This window comes from Chryseolinea sp. T2 (assembly GCF_037203685.1).
Taxonomy (GTDB): domain Bacteria; phylum Bacteroidota; class Bacteroidia; order Cytophagales; family Cyclobacteriaceae; genus Chryseolinea.
In genome coordinates this window covers 24734-43130 of sequence record NZ_JBBCAU010000011.1, presented here as the reverse complement: position 1 = coordinate 43130, position 18397 = coordinate 24734, and the positions used below count along the sequence as shown (strand labels likewise).

The following is an 18397-nucleotide window of genomic DNA, read 5'->3' as shown; positions in this document are numbered from 1 at the left end:
TTTGAACGCAAGATTACAGGAAACCGCTCTCTGAATAACACCACTAACTCATTAACAATGCAAAAGACGTTAAGTCCAAAAAGCACTGTACAGGAAAGGAAATTGCTCTTCGATGCTTCCATGCAACTCATCGGCAATGGAAGATTCTTAAATGCTACCATGCAGGAGATCGCCTTTCAAGCTCGAATGAGCGAAGCAACCGTGGCATACATTTTTGAAAACAGAACACATTTACTTGCCGATCTGATTGAATACACCGTTGGCAGCATAAATGATATAATCGACGAAGCAACACGTTCAAGCGTGCGGCCCTTCAAGGATCGATTCTTCGATCTCTGGAAAAGATTATACAATAGTTATTCATCAACGCCAGGCCTACCTGCGCTCTTGCTGCAATACGATGTATTGTCAAAGAATGCACGTTCAGTGAAACTCTATCCCGGCCATTCGCAACGTCTGATAGAATTTTTCAGCAACGCACCATCTGGTCTGCTGGATGTGTCCGATGCAGAAACCATTGCCTATCTGTTTCACGAGAACGTATTGACGGCAGCTCAGATGAAGACGCGTGTAGCCGGTCGTAATGAAAGCGCGAACACACACATGCCGGAGATGTTGTGGAAATACCTTGCTGAAAGCAATTAATCAGTAAACAGGAATGCGATTGATGGAACAGATTAATCGTAGTGCTGTAGTGAAATGGTGAATATCGAACCTATTTTCGGATCGCTTTCGATACGAATGGTTCCGCCTAACGCTTCTACCTGCGTCCGTACCAGGTAGAGTCCCAATCCTTTGCCCTCCACGTGAAAATGGAAACGCTTGTACAAATTAAATACGGTATCGCGATGACGGTTCAAATCAATACCGAGGCCGTTATCTGAGAATATGATCTGTGTCGAGCCGTTGTCCCGACGTGAACGCACGTTTATGATGGGTGAACGATCGGGACTTCTGTACTTAATTGAATTGCTAATCAAGTTAAAGAAAATGCTTTCGACATACTGAGGAAGCGAATGCAGCAAAGGAACCTCTGAAAAATCAGTCTTAACTTCTACGCTCGTATCCCTGATTTCAGACGAAAGTTGATTCATCACCTTTTGCGTGACCTGATCCAGGGGTATCGTTGTATACACTGCAGGGCTCAATTTCTGAATACTGAGTATCATTGATAGGTCTCTGAACACCTCATCAAAATCCGCTGTGGACCTCACCATAAGATCGATGATGTCCGATTTTTCCTCCTCGTCACCTGACTTTCTCAGCACGCTGGCCAATCCCACCAATCTTGCCATAGGCGCACGGAGATTGTGAGAAATGATGTATGCAAATTGTTCCAGTCTTGCATTCTGTTCAGCAAGCTCCTGGTTCTTCATTCTGAGGTATTGTGTCTGATGATCAACTTCGGCCATCAATTCCCTGTTCTTCTGTTGAATGATGAGGTTCTGGCGCTCGATCGTTTCATAAGCCTCTTGCAACCTTTCGTTCTTATCAAGAACATCGATGCGCTGGCGATCGATCTCCTTTTGATGCAGCATGATCTGTTCATTATGCTGTCGGATCTCTTCGTTCTGCGCAATGATCTCGCGATTTTGTTCCACGATGTCATTTGTGCGTGCCGCCACTTGTCGTTCCAGATCCTCCTTTTGAGATGCCAGTGAATTGATGGCCGCCCGTTCGGCCTCTCCCAGCATGCGCGATATTTTTACGTTGCGATCGAAAAGCCGCATCATCATCATCAGGGCAGGCACTGTGATAAGGAACAACGCAATCTGCAGCCAATAGCTGTTTTCCAGGGCGCGGTTGTAGCGGGCCTTTGCGTTGGTGGCTATATTATCTTCAAAGGAAGTGACCTCGGCAGAAAAGCGGAGATAGTGTTTATAAGTAAAATAGCCAAGGTCTTTCCTGAGCACGTTCTTAAATCCCTCAAGGTTCTTTGCGTGCAGCATGTCAATCATCGCGTTCACCGTATCGAGATATTGATACGTAGAATCTTCCAGCGACTGAAGACTATGCATGGGAAAATCCTGCCTCGAAAGTGAACGTCGCAGGTTGACAAAGATCGTGTCCAGTCTTGGATAGCCATCTGTAACAACTTTGTACTGCACCGGCGATTCAATCAATGCATATGCCCTCAAACCCATGTCAATCTGATGGATAGTCCGGATGATATCGAGCGTGTTTACTTTGATCTTTTCCGCCTCTTCCTGCAGTTGCTTGTTCAATTCGATGACCCGGCTGTTGCGATAAATCAAAAAGATGTTGAGCAATAGCAAACCAGCTATGGATATCATCAAGGCATGAATCGCATATTTTTCGAACCTGTTGCTAGTCATCAATAAAGAAATAGGTCAGCTGGGCTTAAAGTCGGGTGGGTAACGGCAGTTAAACAATGCCACTCCTCCCAATTTATCGCTTATCCCACGTATTTCCAATACCATCGCATCTCGCTGGCCCTCAATGGAAAACAAACACCGCCTGCGGTGATCATAAGGCAGGATTGGTTGTGCGAACGTTCAAAAATGTTTTGCCGGAAATCGTTCAGGCATGTTGTGCCGTAGGTCTACGGAGTCTGGCTGTAATGGCACCCACAAGAAATATGGATAGTGTCCCCACAACGATGACCATATTCAAGTGAAACGGATTTCTTATTGCGTTCAACTCTTCCGGCAACATGAATGAAAAGGTCATCCACAGAATAACAATGATGCCAATCACTGTCGCGAGCTTAGCCTCAAAGTTGCCCGCGGTACGGCTCAGCATGCCCAGCAGAAAAAGTCCAAGCATACCGCCGGAGAAAATACCCGCCAGCTGCCACCAAAGATCAAGAATGCTTTTTACACCAATCATGGCTATGCCTGCAACAATTGCAAGCACGCCCATCGTGGCCGTCGAGACATATAGCACCATCATTTCACGGCGCGGCGTGATGCTCTTATCAATGTATCGCTGATAAATATCTTTGAGAAATACGGTTGCGCTACTGTTCATACCGCTGCTGATTGTGCTCATCGCTGCAGACAAAATCGCGGCAATGATCAGCCCAAGAAGACCATGGGGCACGCTGGTAACCATGAAGTGAGGTAACACTTTATCGCCATAGTCCGATGGAACCAGGGCTCCAACCGCGATTCCTTTCTCCAATGCAACCTGTTCCTTGACATGCTGAATAAGTTCGGGATGCTGATCAAAATAGGCAAACAAGGCACTGCCTATGAAAAAGAACACCAGCGAAACCGGCACGTACCAATATACACACAACCATATGCTTCGCGCTGCTTCCTTCTCAGAACGGGCGGCGTGATAACGTTGAACGTAATTCTGATCGATTCCAAAATTATTGAGGTTAATGAAAAACCCGTATAACAGCACAACCCAAAACGTTGATGAGCTCCAATCAGAAAGACTGTAACTACCAAGGCTGAATTTTTCATTCACACCACCGATATGCCAAACATCCGAGATGCCGTTTTCCATACGGGACATGACCAGCCAAACAACGGCGGCAGCTCCGATTGTTTTAATGATGGCCTGAACAACTTCTGTCCATATTACTGCCTCCATGCCGCCCAATAGAGTATACGTGATGATACATATACCGCTTACCATCATGATCGTGCGCATATCGATCCCGGTAAGTGCTTCGATCGTCAGAGCTATTCCGAAGAAAATAGAGCCCATACGGGCAAGTTGTGTCAGCACGAAACACGCCATGGTATAAGTGCGGGCCCACGCACCAAACCGATGCTCGAGATGTGTGTATGCACTGATCTCTCCGGTCTTACGATAGAACGGGACAAAATACTTCGCCGCTACCCAGGCAGCCAGCGGCATCGACAAACTGAAAACAAAGGAGTTCCAGTTACTGCCAAAGGCTTTTCCCGGAACACCAAGAAATGTGTTGCTGCTTAAAAACGTTGCGTAGAAGCTTAGTCCCAACGCCCATCCCGGAATATGGCCCGAGGCCTTGGTAAATTGGTCGGCATTCTTGTTCTTCCTCGAAAAATAGAATCCTATGCCGATCATCGCCAGCAGATAAAGGCCAATGATTGCAATATCTACAATAGGTAATTCGCTCATGACTCAGACACGGTTTTACGAGAGAAGAGTTCACTGAATTTCACTGTGGCATTGTTCACGAGAGGTTTTGCCCATATGCCCACACTAAGAACATATCCTAGCGTGAAAACCATGATCAGCATCGCGAACTGAAGTCCAATCAGTTCAGCAATGCCTCCGATAATCAAAGGTACAACAGCACCTCCCACAATACCTGTACATAAGATCCCTGAAAAAGTACCATGATGTGATGGAAGAGAATTCATGCCCAGCGAAAAGACCACCGACCACATGATCGAAAGAAAGAAACCTGTCGTCGGGAATGCCCATAGTGCAACGTCCTTACCACCGAACAATGCAGATAGCAGAGCCGTAAGCGCGCCGATGGCGAACACGACAAGCACTGACCGGCTATCGAACAACTTCAACAGCAACAACCCGACAAAGCAACCAACTGTGATCAGTCCCCAGAATGAAGATATGACGTCTGCCCCCTGCGTTGCAGGATCAACGCCATGATAGATCTGAAGAAACTTCGACGTCCAGTTGGCAATACCCTGTTCCGTGCCGACATAACAAAAGATACCAATAAAATATAAAATTACGGTCCGGTTCTTAAGAAGCTTAAACAATACTCCACCCGTCTCAATTCTTTCATCGTCCTTAAGCTCAACTTTCGGAAACTTTACGAGATAAACAATGAGTATCATCACCAGGCTCGTGGCTGCGAATACCCAATACAATGAAACCCATTTAAGGTTGGGTGAAACGAGGTCATCAAACAGGGCAACAAACGGGTCCGCTGATCCTGTTTGAATATTATTCACCAGGTAGCTGTATAAAAGTGGACTGAGAAACGAGGCTGCACCAAAGAAGAAGTTTGCAAGCACCGAATTAAAAGCGAAATGTTTGTCACCTCCGGCATGACGGAGCAGCGGATTGATCACCACTTGCAGCATCGCCATTCCAATACCAATTGTAAAAAGAGAAAAGAGCGCCGTACCGAAGGCAGGCAACACAGCGAAGAAGAGTGCGGCTACGAAAGCAACGATAAAGCCAATTAGAATTACAGTCTTCTCTGAATAGCGCTCAATTAGCAATCCGCCTGGTACCGACATCACGCCATAGGCAACAAAAAAGGAAAAAGGAAGGAAACCGGCGAGACCAATACTCAGATCAAAGCTTGTGATAATATCAGGAACCAAAGGTCCCAGAATATTTGTCAGAAATGAGATGACCGAAAAGATCAGAAAGATGAGGATGACAATGAGTGTGTTCTTCATACGCATTCAAAACCGGACGCTGTACCTCGGGCACGCGATTCCTAAGATGGACGATAAGTTCAAGGTGTGATAATTCATCACGACTATGCGGGCATTTAACGATTAATAACCCTCAATTTGCGAAATAGCCGGTTTGGCGCTTCGCTGCTTTTTATAAAGTTTTGGAGAAACTCCCATCACCTCCTTAAATACTTTAGAGAAGTGATATTGATCAAAGAAGCCGAGACTATAGGCGATCGCCTTGATCGTCACGTTTCGGTTCAGCAACCACTGGCACGCACGCTGGATTTTCATAGAAGTGAATAACTGCATGGGCGTCTGCGACGTCCTCTTCTTAAACACAGCACAATAATGAGACACTGAAAGTCCGGCCCTCGACGCCAGTTGTTCAAGCGTTATTGCCTTGTCGAGATTGGCCCGCATAAACTCTATGGTATGAATTGCCCGGTCCTTCTTACTATGTATTCGTGCTGCGAGAACTTTCAACTTGAAGGAACAAACAAACGAATAAAACCGACTGTTGAGATACACAAGATTCTCAACATTGTCCATCAGGTCCATGTGATGTAAAATATCATTAAACTGCGCTACACGACCCACAAGCGGCTTGGCTTTTTTCGGTTTGAAATCTTTCCCCATAAGATACCGCGACACATCAGTTGCATGATCGCCGGCGAATACAGCCCAGAATATCGTCCATGTTTCTCCGGGAAAACTTTGAATGGCAGTGACCAGTCGGACAGGCATTACGAAATAGTCATTCTCTTCCATTTCATAAAGAGAACGCTTTGACCGATATGATCCTCTCCCTTTAGCAACATAGAAGAGAAGGTACTCATCGGGCTTTCGGTTTGTCAGAGAAGGAGAATAAATACTCTCTTCGTCAAATCCGATTTCAGCAACATAGAAGTTGCTGCAAAGCGCATTGTTTTTAATGCGTCGATAGATATTATCTGGTACTGCAGCGTAACGGCAGTGAGCAGTGGCTCCTGGTAGCATAACCTACTGATAACACTTTAATAATAGAAGGTGTTTTGCAATGAAGGTAAATAATCCATTCAGACGAAACCAGAATTTTATACATCTTTTCAATAAACGGCTCCATTGAAAACGCCTGACAGTATTCTGAACTTCATTTCGTCAAACACACCAACTACCGCAACTCCGCAAACACGTTGAAATGTCCTTCTTACGGAGGGCAGGACACACCATGATACCTGACGATTGGCTTCCAATGGTATCATGATCTCAGTTGACGGTCAGACTGCATGTGAGACGCCACCTACGCAAAAAAATACAAATGAAAAAGAATACTGTTGAGATCCTCTGCGCATCCTTTACACCCATGTTGCCAGATGGTTCGTTGAACCTTTCCCGCATTCCCGATCTGTATACTCATTGCCATGACGTTCGGGCAAACGGAATCTTTCTGAATGGCACCACAGGTGAGTGTATGTCTTTAAGTACAGCTGAGCGCATTCAGCTTGCCGATGCCTGGATGAACGAACAAAACAACAGGCGCGACAATCTTAAGATCGTAGTCCATGTGGGCAGCAGTAATCTCCTCGAAGCTGCATCAATGGCCGAACATGCTCAGTCGCGTGGCGCACATGGAATTGCGATGGTGCCTACGTTCTACTTCAGGCCAAAGGATATCAATGATCTGATCAATCAATGCGTTTACGTTGCTGCAGCAGCTCCATCAATTCCGTTCTTCTACTATCATATTCCTTCGCTTACAGGCGTGCACTTTCCCATGATTCGATTCATTGAGCTGGCCGCCAAGCGCATACCGAATTTTGCGGGTATCAAGAACAGCGCCAACGACCTCGTTGATTACCAGCACTGCCTCCACTTTGCCAAAGGAAAGTATTCACTCTATTGGGGAACCGATGAAGTATTTACCATGCTCTATCCGGGTGGCAACAGGCATTGGGTGGGTAGCACCTATAATTATATGAATGCGCTCTACCTGCAGGCAGTTGATGCAATTGAGAGCGGCGACTCAGAGGCCGTTGCAAAACTGCAGGCCGATGCTGATGCGATCTACCACATCATTCTTGCTTACAACAACATCATTTCGGGCAAAGAAATAATGAAGTTTCTGGGTGTTGACTGCGGACCGGTTCGTCGTCCACTCAACAGCCTTACACCTGCCGACAGCGAAGTACTGTTTCAGAAATTAAAGGCCACACCACTGTTTGCCTATACGCCGAAGAAATTAAGCACTACCGTAATTTAAATACCCACCATTTAAACGCTGTTATTATGATCAAGATCATTCTACTAAGCGATTTCGAAGAGCAATACGGAAAAGACCTGTTGCGTGGAATTACCCGCTATTCGAAGGACCACGGTCCGTGGACTTTTTGCAGAATGCCCAACAACTATCGTGAAAAATTGGGTCTCAAGGGAATGCTGAAATGGGCCAAAGAATGGGAAGCCGATGGCGTAATTGGTCGTTTTGAAGACGACGAAGAGGCGCAGGTGTTCACGAAGGCCGGTATTCCGGTTGTCGCGCAGGACTACAAGGAGCGACTCCACACTGTGCCGAACATCACCAGCTCGTATTTTGAAACGGGAAGATTAGGTGCCGACTATCTGTTGAAAAAGGGGTTTACAAACTTTGCCTTCTACGGGTTTAACAACATCGTTTGGTCACGCGAGCGTGCCCAGGGCTTCGAAGAACGAATCCGTTCCGCCGGCTACGACGTCCATTATTATGAACACAAGGACTCCAGAACCGAAGAAGATCTCTGGTATTACAAGCCTTCGGAATTGAGCGAGTGGCTCCAGTCGCTGCCGAAACCAATTGGGGTAATGACTTGTGATGATAACCAGGGGCACCACATCACGGAAGCAGCACGTCACGCTGGCATCAGGATCCCTGATGAAGTAGCCGTTCTCGGTGTCGACAATGATGAGATGGTCTGCGAACTTTCCGATCCTCCTCTGTCAAGCATTGCGCTTGATACTGAGAAAGGTGGATACGAAGCTGCTCGTCTCATGGACAGAATGATCAGAAACAAGGACTGTGGAAATCAGGCCGACATCATTGTCCAGGCAACTCAGGTAGTGACACGATTGTCAACCGATTTCTTCGCGAGCAAGGATGCTTACATTGTTACAGCGTTGAAGTTCATTCATCAAAACCTCGACAAGAATCTAAAGGTTGATCAGATATTAAAAGAAGTTCCCTTGTCGAGAAGGTCGTTGGAAAAGAGATTCGCGCAGACAACCGGATATCCGGTGTACGAATACATCTACAAACAACGGATCGAACAATTCACCAAGAAACTTCTGGAGACTGAATTGTCAATATTTGAGATCGCTCTCGACCTTGGACTCAGCGACAGCAAAAATATTGCTCGTCAATTCAAACAGATCAAGGGTCTGACGCCAATGGAGTACCGGAAAAAGTTTCTCATCACGAAACAAGCCTCATAAAGGAATCGTCGATACGAGGCACGAAGTATTTGGAGTTCTTCGTCTGTGAGTGCCCTTCGGGGCACTCGCTGTTTATCTCAGCTTATCCCAGGCGTTCTAAGCTCCATCAGTTCCTGTTGTTTCTGGAATTAATAATCCCGTGCCGACAACGCTTCACTGATGAATCGTATAGGCAAATTCGATCATCTGTGTTACCAAATTCCGGACCAGTGTATAGCCCAGTCCGGATCCAAAAAGACTGTATAGTTAAATCCGGATCGGACAAGGTATAGAGAACTCTAGAGAAGTATAGAGCAGGTATAGAAAAGTATAGAGCGCATATAGAGAAAGTATAGAGCAGCTATAGAAGCACTATAGAAGATCTATAGAGAACGGCGAGCACGAAATCACACGTGTATCATTCACAGTTATTGTGAAAGTCTGATCACTGCAACACCTCTCTCTGGACCTTCCCTATCGCCCTGGCAAATGCTTCCATATCTTCCCGCGTTCCCAGCATAGCGTGCTGCAGTATCCACACGGCCTCCGTAGCGCACGCCCGCTCGGCCACCGGACAAAAGACCTTCGTGTAGTCCACGTCTTCCGGGATCGCATAGCACATAAAGTTCTTCTCCTGAAAAACAGTTTGCTTATACAATGGATAAGGATAACCGGCTGAAGCAGGAACACCCTCTTCGATCAGTCGGGCCACAAAATCGCGCTTAGGCATTCCTTTAAAATGCGACTCATCGTAACGGAACATGTACAAATGGAAGGTATGAACGTCTGCGTCGTCTGGAAGCAACAATGGCGTCACGCCTTTTACATCCTGCAGCAATTGATTGAGGTAACGGCCGTTGCCATCGCGGGTTGTCGTCTGAGCTTCGAGGCGTTTCAGCTGGCTGGACAATAGTGCAGCCTGAAACTGAGTGATGCGGTAATTACATCCGAGGAAGTGGTGCTCATACCACATTCCACCTTTTACCCGTCCTACGTTGCGCAGGCTGTTTATGCGATCATACAACTTCTCATCGTTGGTAACAACGATACCTCCTTCTCCTGAATTGAGATTCTTTGAAGACTGAAAGCTGAAACTCCCAGCATGACCGATGGTGCCGAGCCTTTTGCCTTTGTATATGCCACCGTGAGCATGGGCTGCATCTTCGATAACGGTAAGGTTATGCTTTTCTGCTATGGCCATGATGCGGTCCATGTCGCATGACAGACCTGCAAAGTGAACAGGGATGATCGCCTTCGTACGTGGTGTTATCGCCTCAGCAATCCTGTCTGGATCAATATTGTAAGTATTGGGGTCGATATCAACGAATACCGGCACGCAATTACATTCAATAACAACAGAAGCTGTAGCAATAAAAGTATACGGCGGCACGATCACTTCATCGCCTGGACGTACACCAGCGGCAATAAGCGCTAGTCGGAGTGACACCGAACCGTTGGCGCAAGTCACCGCGTATTTACTTCCACAAAAGGCAGCAAACTCCTTTTCAAACTTCTCCACCAGTCCACTGCAGTCGGGATTGCCCCAGGCACCGCTTCGGGCTACATCGGTAACGGCATTAACATCGCTTTCATCAAACACTGGCCACGCAAAAGTTTTGGTGACCATTTTCTGAGATTCCTTTGAAGTTGCGTTCATCACTATCGATTAAAAATTCTAAATCAAAACCTCCCCACTGTATCCAGCATCTTCGGATTGCAGGTCAGCACAACCAACGTGAGCAGCGCGATAACTGCTACAGCGCTCATCGCAGTTACCAACCAGGTTGTCGCTGGCTCGTTTCTCGTCGTGAATGGAGAGTGCATTCGGGCGGCCACAATCAGGATGACGGCCACGTTAACCAGATAAAGGTACTGCTCTACAGGGTGCACGGCAATGCCGGTAAGCAGGAAGCTCAACAGAATATAAGCTCCCGCAAACAGAACAAATGTCCTTTGTACTGTCGAATAATCAGTGACCTTCTTTGAAACAGTACGCCATAAAGCAACAGCCATCAGTGTTATCGTAATTATAGCGATCCATTGAAACACAGTGATTAAACTTTCTGTACCGCCAAGCTTTAATATATGATCCAATTGTTTCGGGTTAAATGACTGGTCCCACACGACAAAGGGGATTACGATTAGCACAAGAGCCGCAGCAATCTTGTTTGCACCTGACGTTCTAACTTCAAGCACCGGCCACGTCGATGTCAGCGTGCTGTAACACATTCCCAACCCGCCGAAGAAGCCTATAGAATACTCCATGATGTTCCAGGGGTTCATCGGAAAGTTGACAGCGTTAGCCATCACCTGAAGGAAGTTTCCAAATGCAAATCCCCATCCGCTGCCAAGGGCTGACCAGATGGCTACACGCAGAACCTGCCGCTTGTTTGTTCTGAAGGCATACCACCCCACAGGAATGCAGGCACCCAGACACGCCGCCCACAACTCAGACCGCGGCGGAGTCATCAGCCATCCCAATTGATTGATTAAAAGTCCATAGGTAAGCAACCCGAAGGCTAACATTTCTGTGAGCAGCACTGCCCACGGAACACGGTCCTCTTTGGTGTCACTCAGCGAAAGTGCGAACAGCCCCCCTCCGAGAAATCCATACAGGCTTCCAATCACAAACAACATCGACAGCCCATAGAAGATATTAATGAAATCATCGGCTCTTGCGTAACCAACAACGGCACCGTAACTGATCATGCCACTCAGGCCCCAGCCGAAAGCCGAGGCAAGAACGATCTCCCACATACGGTTATACCAATCAGCGCGTTTAGCGACGAGAATCACACCCATTGCCCCGATGCCTCCTGCCCAGGCAGCTCCCTGCTCATGGCCAAACTTTCCGCGTACAGCCCAGGCGGTGCCAAACGCAAGTGCAGACAGCAGGCATGCCGTTATAACTTCATTTTTCTTCGTAGTGTTTGATTGCATAGCTGAGACTTTTTAGGGCTCACTGATTTTTTACCCAATCTGTTGTGAAGGTCACATACTTCACAGTCTTACCAGGAGTAACGTCATCGCGATGGTAGCTGTAAGACACATGAATCCTTCCATCTGCACCCACCACGACCGATGGATAGTGACTGGAAGTCTGCTTCTCGTTGCGCGTATCGTTTTCAATTGCCTTCTTCCACTTCCACGTCTTGCCGGCATCATCGGATATGGCCACCGACAGATTGAAACGCTCATACTCGGTATCGTTAAACACCATAAGCCATTCACCGTTCGGAAGGGTTACTGCATCAAAGCCTGCACCGGGATTGGGCAGCAAATCATCTTTAGGGATACTCCAGGTGACACCATTGTCATGAGAGTCTGTGCGCTGCATTCGACTTGGTGGTGGTCCGTTGTCACGAAGGTAGGCCGACAAAGTCCCATCAGCTGCGCGTACTATGGTTGCCTGAATACCTGCGCCACCCAATACGGGGTTGCTATACGTCCAGGTCTTGCCGCCGTCATCAGTGAGTGCGAACAACGTACAGTCAAAGCCGTCGGAGTACAACGGTACGATCATACGCTCACCTGAAAAAACGGCCTTGTTCTTTGTCTGCCAGCCGATGCGTCGCGTAAGCGGATATCCTAAACCGGAGGACTCATCCCATCCGGTGTTCGTCTTTAGTTTACCACCGCGTACCATGTTTTGCCCGCGCGACAGGCTATCCATCTTCACCTTATAGCGATTCCATTCAGGAAGCAATGCCTTCCAGGCGCTGTCGCCCATGCTTTGCTTCAGCGTTGAATTCAGATACGCTTCGTAATCGCGAAGCTGTTCATCTACCTGCTTTACGAACTTATCGTTGGGCTGAATGCCGCGCTCCGTCTTATCACCAACTTTTACGAACAAAACGTCCTGCCAATTCCACTTTGGTGCTCCCGGAGAATTGTAGTCCTCGCTTAACCGGTACATAGGTATCGAAGTCTCCCACTGATTCGCGAGCACGGGATACCACATCATCCACAGGCGCTTGCTGTGGTCCATAAACAAAATTGGATTGATATCGGGGAATCCATCTACGTCGGCCATGACGAAAGGCGCCGACCACGTCGTATCACCCTTGATTAATCTTGAACCCATGATCCGTACATCATCCGCCCACCTCTCACCTGAACCCTGAAACCAGGCGGTGAGTATGTCACCATTGGGAAGCTCAACGATCGTAGAACCGTGCACATGTTCCGACTGATAAGGAAATACGATCTGCCCGTGAAAGGGAGCTTGCTCGATAGACTTCTTTGTACACGCCGTTAATATAATCACCAGCACAACGCATGCACTAGTGTACGGAACGCATCGCCATGTATTTTTAGTCATGTGCTGCTATTTTTTCTTTTTGCAAAGTCATGACGAATGCACCTGGCTCGTCGGTCTGAATGATATTGGCACCATTATACAGGACCTTCTTAAGTGCCTTCTTCGCCTTTCCATCTCTGAGGATCTGGTCTGGTTCGCCAAGGGCATTGATCCACACGCGCGCCATACTCCCTTTGATCACACTTACTGTTTTGGGTGTATAAAAATCGAAGTCAATATGCACCACGGGAGGATCGAACATCGCGATAGCCGAATCCGCCTGTGTAATCCGATAAGCACGCGGCATGATCATAAAATCCGGGTTCTTGATTTTTACACGTTGCAGCACACTATACTCACTATCAAAGAAGAGAACGTAATCCTGCATATCGGTCTTCTCCACAACGCGAACGACATCATCAATGCGATCGGTCTTCAAATCCAGATCAACAAGAATGTTTCCATGCGCAGCCTTGAGCGCCATTTCCAGTGAAGGGATCTTCCATTCGGTAACTTTACCCTTGTCGACAATGTTATACTGCTGTAATTGCTCCCAGGTGAGCTCTTCGGGATCGCCTTTGCCATTTGTTGTGCGATTCATGGTCCGGTCATGCATCAGAAACGGAACGCCGTCCTTTGATACTTTAACGTCGATTTCAATAATATCGACCTGAAGCTTTATCGCCTCGCGGATTGCATCGATCGAGTTCTCCGGATACTTATCATGTGCCGCGCGATGCGCCGCCACCATAACGTCACCGTTGGGATCCAGCAACTTCTTCCTCAACACATCCGCTCTCTCCTGCGCCGCTGCCGCCAAGCCAATCGCCAACAGCACAACCACACCAGCAACACGCCGCATCTTAAAAAGCTCTTTCATACATCCATCTAAACTAGCCTACCCCTCGAACCAAAATTCTTAATTCTTAATTCTTAATTCTTAATTCTTAATTCACAAAGACCTCATCCGTATCCGTCAAATACATCCTCGTACTCTCCGTATACTCGCCACCATTAGGGTCCTTGTATTTCAGATCGACATAGAATGCTCTGTATCCCGAAGCAGGATATTCCGGAGCAACAGTCACCATGTCCGACTTCTTTTTGATCACTACTTCCTTCGAACTCCATTTGTCATTGCGGAAGTCCGTATCCTCCGAGTCCGCAGACCAAATTGATACACCGGTAAGCTCGCTTGAAGAAGCCTTGATCTTTACTGTTATCTTCTTCGGTGAATAAGTGATGCTCGGCGTCAATGCCGGGTATGGCTTGCTGCTGATCGTTTCACCGAAGAATGCACTGAGTGCGGTCAGTGCCTGCTTCTTGTCGCCGAGGTCGTGACCAACATTGGGAACGTAGTGAATGAAGTTCTTGCCCGGTATGCTGTCGATGTAATGCTTCACAGCATCAACAGTCCAGTACTCATCGTTGGTACCCATGAAGAGCATCTTTGGCATAGTAAGCTTCTTGCGATAGGAATAAGGATCAACCATGGTTGTGATCGCTCTGCCCTTTTCGCTGGTTGCCGTCTGCGGTATCTCGAGCTTTACATAGTCCTCAATCTGTTCGCTGTACCCTTTGAACATCTTCACCTGGTATTCGAGGTTTACAGGCATGTTAAGAATGTCGATTACCATTGGAGCAATTGCTGCTACTCTTGGATCGCTTGCGCCAGTTAGCCAGGTTGTCCATCCTCTTTTTGATGCGCCGGATACAACGAACCGGTTCACTTTTACATTGGCTTTCTGCTTTGCAAACTCCTGAACGGCATCCATTGCTTTCACCGCAGTCTTTACCATCGGAAACAGGAGTGGCCACGTATAGTCACCGTCCTTCTTGAAGTTATGCAAAGTGTATGAGATCAGGGCATCTTCAGTAAGGTCGCCTGCGAGGGGCTGGTTGGGCGTCTGGCGAATGGTGGCCACGATGCCTTTATTCTTGGTCGCCACTTCTGCAAGTGACTTCACCAGGCCGTCATCCTCCTTCACCCAATTAGGAATGCCCTTCTTGTTGCTGCCACCGTTGATAAACAACAGGGCTCCATCAAACTGAACATCCTTAGGCACGAGTACAATCAGCTCGTGTGTCCACACGTATTCATGCCACTGCTGCGACGTAAGTAAAATGCTGGTCGCTGTTACATCGCCAACAGTGTAAGTCTTGTGGATCGACCACTCATATCGCTTGTCATCAGTTTTGAGATACGACTCGAGAGCATTCTCTGGTCGAACGGTTTGAGCGAAGCTTTCTGTAAGCACCAGCACCGCTGAGAGGACAAGACATATTGATCGGAGTTTCTTCATATTGTATATGCGTTGAATTTGTTAGGCTTTGTTGTTTTATAGATTCTCGATTGTTCAGAAATGATCGATCCAAAACATTCAGTCTCAATGTTCCCACAATCGGGGTTGTTATGGGTTGCGTTCCACGAGTTTAAGGGCTTCTTCAACGTAGATATCGGCGGTGCGCTCACCCAGACTCGTGCGACTCACGTATTCATATCTCTTAAAACTATTGAAGTCCTCACGCGTAAGCATATAACCAAATGCATCGTTCGTGAGGCCAAACAGAAAAGGTTTGGGAGCATTCATCTTGCGCTTCACATAATAACCGACGTTGGGAAGGGCCTCACCAGGAATTGTAAGTGCGCGGGCCGAGCCGATTTTAAGATAGTTAACCACAGTTGATACGGTGTTATCGGGCGAGGCCTTTAATTTAAGCGGCGAATTTTTCAATATGTACCGCATGATCTCCGAGTCGATTGGAAACGTAACAACGCTTGAGCTACAGGCCAGCACCGGGTCTTTTTCAACCTCTGCATTTGCAATGAGCCTCAATGCCTCATCGCCAAGTAAGTTTCCGATCCGCTGACACTCTTCCCAGGTATTGTTTTCCTTTCCTTCACCTGCCCGCGTATCAGCAGTAACCATCCCGCCCTGTGCACCATTCATGAACAATGCCATTCCTCCGCCTTGTGATTCGATGCGGTCATAGAGTGGGCCGCACAGATCGGGGCTTAGAATACCCCTGCCCGATCCGATTACCTCCGGATGGATCGCATAGTTCACGAGCGTTGCAATGGCCTGGCCTTTCTTCGGACCGGATTCGGCTATAGCCTGTATCACGCCACAACGCGGGTCATAAAGTTCAGGAGCATAATAATTGTAAGCGATCTTTCCTTTGGCCTCTCCTACCACAATCTTCAATGATGCGGGCTGCAGATTTTTCTCCGCTTCCTGAATTGCCTCTGCCATGAGGCTGACGCACTTTTTCAGATAGTTAAGATCTGCATTGCTCTTTCCTGTTTCATCGGGAAAGCCGTAGGCATCCGGCGCGCTGTGCGTATGCGTTGCGCCGATAAGAATATTCTGAGGTGGTATTCCTTTTACGAGTGCCCGAGTCTGATCACCTAAAACAGAGGGCCATCCGAGATTATCGACACTGACGATGGCCACTTTTGTACCGTTCTTTTCAAAGACGACGGCCCTTACGAAAAGGTCACCCTTTTTTTCAGTTGATGGTTTGGGAACTCCGATGCCTCCCGAAACCGGAAGCAAAGGATTGGGTGTAATCACCCGTAGTGCTGCTCCTGCACGGAACTGAGCATTGATTTGTCCAACGAGAACGAACGTGAGGACAACAATCGTAAACAACTTTTTCATGACCTGCCTGGGTTTATCAAAGCTAGAAAGACAGGCGCAGGGCGCTTACTAAGATCACGCAAATGACGGACGAAATACCGTCATTTTGCGCATCTTATTTTTCGGGTTAAGGCAACGGTTTTTTTCAGCTTCTACTGGCGTTCCGGGGTTGCCGGAATGCGGTTAACGACCTTATTAGGCTTTTTCCCGGATTTGATCAGATCAAACGCGTCATACAGCTCCCCAGAGGCCGTATAAGCCTGGTAAGTGAGCTTATCTCCCTCAATACTGATAATCTGAAACAACTGCGTATTGCGGGCCTTGCGCTGCATCCACGGATCATTGGATACGTCATACATCTTCGGACCGCTCACCGATACTACATACATGGTACCAGACTTGGTATCTTTCACACCTGCACCAGCCGTAACGTTGTTCACCATGCCGCGACCATAAGCGTGATCATGTCCCTGTAATACGATATCAACGCGGTGCTTGTCGAGGATGGGCTTAAACGTACCCCTGAGTTTCTCATTATCGCGGTTTGGCTTCGTGGAGAAGAACGGATAATGAAGCGTGACTGCAGTCCACTTCCGCGGATCATTCGTCAGTACAGAATCCAGCCAACGCGCCTGCTTCTCCTGGTAGTAAGGCGACTCATCAATCTGTTCGGCATCCAGAGAAATTACCTTCAGATTAGAATAATTAACAACGTAACAGGTTTCCTCAAGTCCCTTCGGACCGTTCTTAGGAAGATTAAACTGCGGCCTCCAGTTCGGCGATAACTTTACCCCCGTTCCATACTCGTGATTCCCGGGAGTCATAACGCCCGGGATAGTCGCGTGAATGAAGTTGCCTGCATAAAACCACTCTCCCCATTCAAGGTCGTGGTCATGGCGATTGATAAGGTCACCGGCATGCAGCATGAAGTCGACATCGGGAGTCGTCTTGTACGCCTCGCGTATTACCCGCGACCACAATGATTTGATATCATTTTGTGCATCACCAAAATAAATGAACGCAAGCCTATCGGGACGAGGCATGCGCACCTGGTGCCATTCGCTCCATCCGCTGGAACTACCCACGCGATATACATATCGTGCGCCGGGAGTAAGATTGTTAAGCTCAGCCGAAAAATAGTTTGCTCTGATTACGGGTTCATCACCATGCTTTACCCGGAGCGTCTCTTTTCGCGCTGGTACTCTCGAAACGTTTGCCTGAAACTCGGGGCCGGAAGTTGCCACTGCCCATTCGAGAAAGTTCTCAACGACTGTAGTATCTGTTCGCCAGTTGATAGCCAGGGATTTCTCAGGCGTCTCTGTTACGTTCAATATAACGCGGTCGGGTTCAGGCGTCGCATAGAACTGACGGCTTACACTTTCAGCGGCATGGCTGTGTTCGTGATCTGCATGGTGACCGTCGTTGTGTTCGTGATCCTCTTCATGTTCAGAATCTTCATCATGCGAAACATCTCCACTATGGCTGTGTGTATGACCTTCTTCATGATCATGAAGATGACTCTCTTCGTGATAAACATCTGAGTGATCATGTCCTTCAGGGCTTCCATCGAAACCGACCTCTCTCAAAAAACCGGTATACAATACAAACGATAGGATCGTTCCGCCCACCAGTAACGCAACACCTATCCGCTTCTTCGAATGCTTTCTACTCATCTCTTTCTTCCTTAG

General features: G+C 47.7%; 14 protein-coding genes. 3 read left to right on the top strand and 11 right to left on the bottom strand.

All coding sequences use genetic code 11. The features are described from left to right. The first annotated feature begins 57 nt into the window (after positions 1–57). On the top strand, positions 58–645 hold the full coding sequence (locus WBG78_RS27870; RefSeq protein ID WP_337329813.1) for a TetR/AcrR family transcriptional regulator: 588 nt from the start codon (positions 58–60) through the stop codon (positions 643–645). Positions 646–677: 32 nt separating this feature from the next. Here the strand turns inward: WBG78_RS27870 and WBG78_RS27865 are convergent, their stop codons facing one another. The 4 genes from WBG78_RS27865 to WBG78_RS27850 form a co-directional block, all read right to left on the bottom strand. Continuing rightward, a complete protein-coding gene (locus WBG78_RS27865) occupies positions 678–2336 on the bottom strand; it encodes a sensor histidine kinase (RefSeq protein ID WP_337329812.1) in 1659 nt (552 codons plus the stop codon). A 205-nt stretch (positions 2337–2541) separates the two neighbouring features. Then, a complete protein-coding gene (locus WBG78_RS27860; RefSeq protein WP_337329811.1) occupies positions 2542–4080 on the bottom strand; it encodes a sodium:solute symporter in 1539 nt (512 codons plus the stop codon). Next, on the bottom strand, positions 4077–5342 hold the full coding sequence (locus WBG78_RS27855; RefSeq protein WP_337329810.1) for a sugar MFS transporter: 1266 nt from the start codon (positions 5340–5342) through the stop codon (positions 4077–4079). The genes WBG78_RS27860 and WBG78_RS27855 overlap by 4 nt, the downstream gene beginning before the upstream one ends. 102 nt (positions 5343–5444) lie before the next feature. Next, positions 5445–6341, bottom strand: a complete 897-nt coding sequence (locus WBG78_RS27850; RefSeq protein ID WP_337329809.1) for an AraC family transcriptional regulator — start codon at positions 6339–6341, stop codon at positions 5445–5447. Positions 6342–6642: 301 nt separating this feature from the next. On the opposite strand from WBG78_RS27850, the gene WBG78_RS27845 reads away from it, so the two are divergent. Together WBG78_RS27845 and WBG78_RS27840 are read left to right on the top strand one after the other, a co-directional pair. Continuing rightward, positions 6643–7584 (top strand): dihydrodipicolinate synthase family protein, encoded by a 942-nt coding sequence (locus WBG78_RS27845; protein ID WP_337329808.1) that lies wholly within the window; start codon positions 6643–6645, stop codon positions 7582–7584. A 26-nt stretch (positions 7585–7610) separates the two neighbouring features. Beyond that, a complete protein-coding gene (locus WBG78_RS27840) occupies positions 7611–8789 on the top strand; it encodes an AraC family transcriptional regulator (protein WP_337329807.1) in 1179 nt (392 codons plus the stop codon). 424 nt (positions 8790–9213) lie between these two features. On the opposite strand, the gene WBG78_RS27835 is transcribed toward WBG78_RS27840, so the two are convergent. From WBG78_RS27835 to WBG78_RS27805, 7 genes are all read right to left on the bottom strand, one after another. Continuing rightward, entirely contained in the window at positions 9214–10425 is a 1212-nt protein-coding gene (locus WBG78_RS27835) for a DegT/DnrJ/EryC1/StrS family aminotransferase (protein WP_337329806.1), read from the bottom strand. Positions 10426–10448: 23 nt separating this feature from the next. Continuing rightward, a complete protein-coding gene (locus WBG78_RS27830; protein ID WP_337329805.1) occupies positions 10449–11708 on the bottom strand; it encodes a hypothetical protein in 1260 nt (419 codons plus the stop codon). A gap of 19 nt (positions 11709–11727) precedes the next feature. Then, positions 11728–13089, bottom strand: a complete 1362-nt coding sequence (locus tag WBG78_RS27825; protein ID WP_337329804.1) for a sialidase family protein — start codon at positions 13087–13089, stop codon at positions 11728–11730. Further along, the gene (locus tag WBG78_RS27820) at positions 13082–13948 is read right to left on the bottom strand and encodes a glycerophosphodiester phosphodiesterase family protein (protein ID WP_337329803.1); all 867 of its coding nucleotides are present in this window, start codon (positions 13946–13948) and stop codon (positions 13082–13084) included. Before WBG78_RS27820 ends, WBG78_RS27825 begins: the two co-directional genes overlap by 8 nt. A gap of 67 nt (positions 13949–14015) precedes the next feature. Further along, a complete protein-coding gene (locus WBG78_RS27815; protein ID WP_337329802.1) occupies positions 14016–15371 on the bottom strand; it encodes a PhoPQ-activated pathogenicity-related family protein in 1356 nt (451 codons plus the stop codon). 108 nt (positions 15372–15479) lie between these two features. Beyond that, the gene (locus WBG78_RS27810) at positions 15480–16730 is read right to left on the bottom strand and encodes a hypothetical protein (RefSeq protein ID WP_337329801.1); all 1251 of its coding nucleotides are present in this window, start codon (positions 16728–16730) and stop codon (positions 15480–15482) included. Between the two features lie 131 nt (positions 16731–16861). Further along, positions 16862–18382, bottom strand: coding sequence for a metallophosphoesterase family protein (locus WBG78_RS27805; protein ID WP_337329800.1), 1521 nt, complete (start codon positions 18380–18382; stop codon positions 16862–16864). Positions 18383–18397: the final 15 nt, after the last annotated feature.

What these genes read in the sequence shown, in the direction of transcription:
- WBG78_RS27870 (WP_337329813.1), top strand. Translation starts at nt 58, where the DNA reads ATGCAAAAGACGTTAAGTCCAAAAAGCACTGTACAGGAAAGGAAATTG.
- WBG78_RS27865 (WP_337329812.1), bottom strand. Translation starts at nt 2,336, where the DNA reads ATGACTAGCAACAGGTTCGAAAAATATGCGATTCATGCCTTGATGATA.
- WBG78_RS27860 (WP_337329811.1), bottom strand. Translation starts at nt 4,080, where the DNA reads ATGAGCGAATTACCTATTGTAGATATTGCAATCATTGGCCTTTATCTG.
- WBG78_RS27855 (WP_337329810.1), bottom strand. Translation starts at nt 5,342, where the DNA reads ATGAAGAACACACTCATTGTCATCCTCATCTTTCTGATCTTTTCGGTC.
- WBG78_RS27850 (WP_337329809.1), bottom strand. Translation starts at nt 6,341, where the DNA reads ATGCTACCAGGAGCCACTGCTCACTGCCGTTACGCTGCAGTACCAGAT.
- WBG78_RS27845 (WP_337329808.1), top strand. Translation starts at nt 6,643, where the DNA reads ATGAAAAAGAATACTGTTGAGATCCTCTGCGCATCCTTTACACCCATG.
- WBG78_RS27840 (WP_337329807.1), top strand. Translation starts at nt 7,611, where the DNA reads ATGATCAAGATCATTCTACTAAGCGATTTCGAAGAGCAATACGGAAAA.
- WBG78_RS27835 (WP_337329806.1), bottom strand. Translation starts at nt 10,425, where the DNA reads ATGAACGCAACTTCAAAGGAATCTCAGAAAATGGTCACCAAAACTTTT.
- WBG78_RS27830 (WP_337329805.1), bottom strand. Translation starts at nt 11,708, where the DNA reads ATGCAATCAAACACTACGAAGAAAAATGAAGTTATAACGGCATGCCTG.
- WBG78_RS27825 (WP_337329804.1), bottom strand. Translation starts at nt 13,089, where the DNA reads ATGACTAAAAATACATGGCGATGCGTTCCGTACACTAGTGCATGCGTT.
- WBG78_RS27820 (WP_337329803.1), bottom strand. Translation starts at nt 13,948, where the DNA reads ATGAAAGAGCTTTTTAAGATGCGGCGTGTTGCTGGTGTGGTTGTGCTG.
- WBG78_RS27815 (WP_337329802.1), bottom strand. Translation starts at nt 15,371, where the DNA reads ATGAAGAAACTCCGATCAATATGTCTTGTCCTCTCAGCGGTGCTGGTG.
- WBG78_RS27810 (WP_337329801.1), bottom strand. Translation starts at nt 16,730, where the DNA reads ATGAAAAAGTTGTTTACGATTGTTGTCCTCACGTTCGTTCTCGTTGGA.
- WBG78_RS27805 (WP_337329800.1), bottom strand. Translation starts at nt 18,382, where the DNA reads ATGAGTAGAAAGCATTCGAAGAAGCGGATAGGTGTTGCGTTACTGGTG.